Here is a 3,408-nt window from a genome sequence, read left to right on the forward strand (position 1 = left end):
GGCTTGGAGCATCTGGTTGTTTGCGACCGCAGCAACCAGACCGTGTGGCCGTTCGCTGCGGTGGCACCCCTCTAGGGCCCATCCGCAATCCCGTCAAACGCAAATTTCACTTTTATGGCAATTTTCTTCATTTCGACCGGCTTACGCCCCCAGGCAGCCCGTGTGAGCCGTGCAGAGCATGCCGACAACGCCCCTGCGTGCCAGCAAGGGACGCGACGCAGCATCCCCGCACAGCTTTCTTAAGTGCTTGTGAAGCGCAGGCGATTATAGGGCCGGTCCGATGACCACGCCGATTCCCAGCGCCCCGCCGGCGGCAGACCCGCTGGCGGACCGGCCGCCCGACGGGCCGATCGACGGCTTGGCCGCCCCGGCGCCGCTCGCCGGGCAGGTCCGAAGCGCGCTGATCTGGCGGTCGGGAAGCCAGATCGTCGCGCAGCTCGTGCAGTGGAGCGCCACCTTCCTGGTGATCCGCATCCTTGCGCCCGCCGATTACGGTCTGTTCGCGATGTGCCAGGTGATCCTGACCTTCATGGCGATGCTCAACGGCTATGGCCTGGCGAGCGGGCTGATCCAGCAGGCGACGATCAGCCGCCACGAGGTGCGCCAGCTCTTCGGCATGCTGATCCTGCTCAATGCGACGCTGGCCGCGGCGCAGCTGGTGCTCGCACCGCTCGCCGCGGCCTATTACCGCCAGCCGGTCGTCGCCGACATGCTGCGCGTTCAGGCGCTGCTCTATCTCACCACGCCGTTCATCGCCCTGCCCTATGCCCTGCTGTCACGCGCGATGGATTTTCGCCATCAGGCCAAGGCGAACATCACCGCCTCGATCGCCTCGGCGAGCACCGCGCTTGGCGGCGCGCTCTACGGACTGGGAGTATGGACGCTCGTCATCGCTCCGCTCGTATTGTTCGCGGTGCGGGGCGCGATGATGACGTGGAGTGCACGGTCGTTGGTCTGGCCGAGCTTCGACTTTCGCGGCGCGGGCCGGCTCGCACGCTATGGCGGGGTGATGGCGGCAAGCCAGCTCTTCTGGTTCCTGCAGAGCCAGGCCGATGTGTTCATCGCCGGGCGCCGGTTCTCGCCGCACATGCTCGGCATCTACACGACCAGCCTGTTCCTCACGCAGATCTTCGTCAGCAAATTCGTGCCGCCGCTCAACGAGGTCGCCTTTTCCGCCTATGCGCGGATGCAGGCGGATCCCGACGCGATCGGACGGGCGTTCGTCAAGGGCGTGCGGCTGGTGATGATCGTCGCCATGCCCTTCTATCTCGGGCTCGCGGTCACCGCCGAGCCGCTGGTGCTGACCGTGCTCGGCGAAAAATGGGTCGAGACCGCGCCGATCGTCCGGCTGCTCGCGCTGGCGATGCCGTTCATGACGCTCCAGGTGCTGCTGACCCCGGCCTCCGACGCGCGTGGGCGACCGGGTATCGGCGTGCGCAACGGCGCGACCGGCGCGGCGATCCTCGGCACCGCGTTCCTGATCGGGGTTGAGTGGGGGCCGACCGGGCTCGGCCTTGCCTGGATCGCGGCCTATCCGCTGTATTTCGCGATCAGCGCGTGGCGGAGCCTGCCGGTGATCGGCGTCCCCGCCCGCGCGGTCGCGCGCGCGGTCGCGTCGCCCGCGCTGGCCGCGATCGCGATGGCGCTCGCGGTCGGGCTGGTCGATCAGCGTTTGCCAGTGCTCAATCCGGTCTGGCGACTCGCGGTGCTGCTCGCGGTCGGCGGCGTAGTCTATGCGGGCGGGATGCTCGCCTTCGCGCGCGCGGCGCTGGGCGAGCTCGTCGCAGTGCTGCGCAAACGCCCCGTTACGCCCTGACCGGGTCCGCGGGTCAGGCGGACTGGATATAGGCGCGCATCGCCGCGGCATCCGCCTCGATCCGGTCGATCCGGAATTTGACGAGATCGCCGATCGAGACGAAGCCGACGAGCTGATCATGGTCGATAACGGGCAGATGCCGGATCCGCCGCTGGGTCATCAGCGACAGCGCGCCGATCACCGATTCGGTCGGCGCGACCGATTTGACCGCGCGCGTCATCACGTCGCCGATCCGCTGCGTCAGCGCCCCCGCGCCCTTGGCCTGCAGGCAATGGATCACGTCGCGTTCGGAAAAGATCCCGACGACGCGGCCGTCGTCGAGCACCGGCGCCGCGCCGATCCGCTGTTCCGCGAGCATCGCCACCGCGTCCGCGACGCTCGCATCGGGGTGCAACGACAGCACCATGTCCGCGCGCGTGCCGTCACCGGTCCGCCGCTTCGTCTCGAGGATCGTCGCGATCGTCATCTCCGCCTCTCCTTGTCGCGTCTCCATGCGCGTGGCTTGAGAAAACCATGTTTGCGCGGCAATGAAAAGCGATGACCGATCCTTCTGCCGAGACACCGACCGGACTCGACGATCCACACTATGCCGCGTTCGCCTGGGGCCGGTTCCGGACGATCATGGCGTGGATGATACTGGCGGCGGCGATCTGCGCCGCGGGCGTCATCGTCGCGATGGCGCATCTTCAGGGGGCGCTGCACCTCGTGACGATGCTCGCGATTCTCGGCGGGGTCGGCGGATCGGTAATCATGGCCGGGCTGTTGATGGGGCTCGTCTTCCTGAGTTCGGGAAGTGGCCATGACGAGGACGTGACTCGGATCGACTAGCCGGCTGGGCGGTGCGCGCGGCCGCGGGATGAAACGAAAAAAGGCCGGTACCGCAGCGTCGCGGTACCGGCCTTTTCGATTTTGCCGTCTGGCGCGACGGTCAGCCCGCCTCGACCTCGTCGGTGGCAACGCGGACGCGACGGCGACGCGGCTTTTCTGCGGCTGCGCCATCCGCCGAAGCGTCGGCAGCTGGTGCCGGTGCCGAGGCCGAGATGCCGAGCGATGGCGGCAGGCGGTCTGCGTCGAACGCCGCGGGTGCGGCATCGTCCGTGGCGACCGGCGTGTCGAGACTGCGGTCGCGACGCGGGCGACCACGACGGCGGGGCTGCTCCTCGCCCGAACCGTCCGACGCGGGCGCCGGGGCGGTTGCGGCCACAACGTCGACCGGGTCGCCCATGGACTGGGGCGCGGACGACCGGTCGTCGGACGTGGCAGCGTCGGGCGTGGCCGGCGTTACGCTGCGGGCAGCGACCTCGTCCGCGCGCTCGCCCTGCTGCTCGGACTCGGCCTGGACCGGACGCGCGGCGCGTGGTGTACGACGGATGGTGTCGCGGCGCGGGGCATCGCGATACTCGTCGCGACCCTGGTTTTCGCGGGGCTGGCTCTCGCGCTGCTGGCCCTGCTCGTCACCGGGCTGTTCGTCGCGCGACGGCGTCATCCGCGGGCCACGGGGCTCGCCACGCTGACCGTCGTTACGTTGGCCCTCGTTGCGCTGACCCTCGTTGCGCTGACCCTCGTTGCGCTGACCCTCGTTGCGCTGACCC

Annotated in this window: 3 protein-coding genes and 1 pseudogene; 2 read left to right on the forward strand and 2 right to left on the reverse strand. The window is 68.9% G+C overall.

Annotated elements, in window-relative coordinates:
- The first annotated feature begins 280 nt into the window (after positions 1 to 280).
- Entirely contained in the window at positions 281 to 1,816 is a 1,536-nt protein-coding gene (locus ASE89_RS00005) for a lipopolysaccharide biosynthesis protein (protein ID WP_082447098.1), read from the forward strand.
- Positions 1,817 to 1,829: 13 nt separating this feature from the next.
- Here the strand turns inward: ASE89_RS00005 and ASE89_RS00010 are convergent, their stop codons facing one another.
- On the reverse strand, positions 1,830 to 2,282 hold the full coding sequence (locus tag ASE89_RS00010) for a CBS domain-containing protein (protein WP_031394021.1): 453 nt from the start codon (positions 2,280 to 2,282) through the stop codon (positions 1,830 to 1,832).
- Between the two features lie 71 nt (positions 2,283 to 2,353).
- On the opposite strand from ASE89_RS00010, the gene ASE89_RS00015 reads away from it, so the two are divergent.
- A complete protein-coding gene (locus ASE89_RS00015) occupies positions 2,354 to 2,644 on the forward strand; it encodes a hypothetical protein (RefSeq protein ID WP_031394022.1) in 291 nt (96 codons plus the stop codon).
- Positions 2,645 to 2,744: 100 nt separating this feature from the next.
- Here the strand turns inward: ASE89_RS00015 and ASE89_RS00020 are convergent.
- A pseudogene (locus ASE89_RS00020) lies at positions 2,745 to 3,408 on the reverse strand (hypothetical protein); the annotation flags it as partial.

Source organism: Sphingomonas sp. Leaf30 (genome assembly GCF_001422525.1).
Taxonomy (GTDB): Bacteria; Pseudomonadota; Alphaproteobacteria; order Sphingomonadales; family Sphingomonadaceae; genus Sphingomonas; species Sphingomonas aerolata.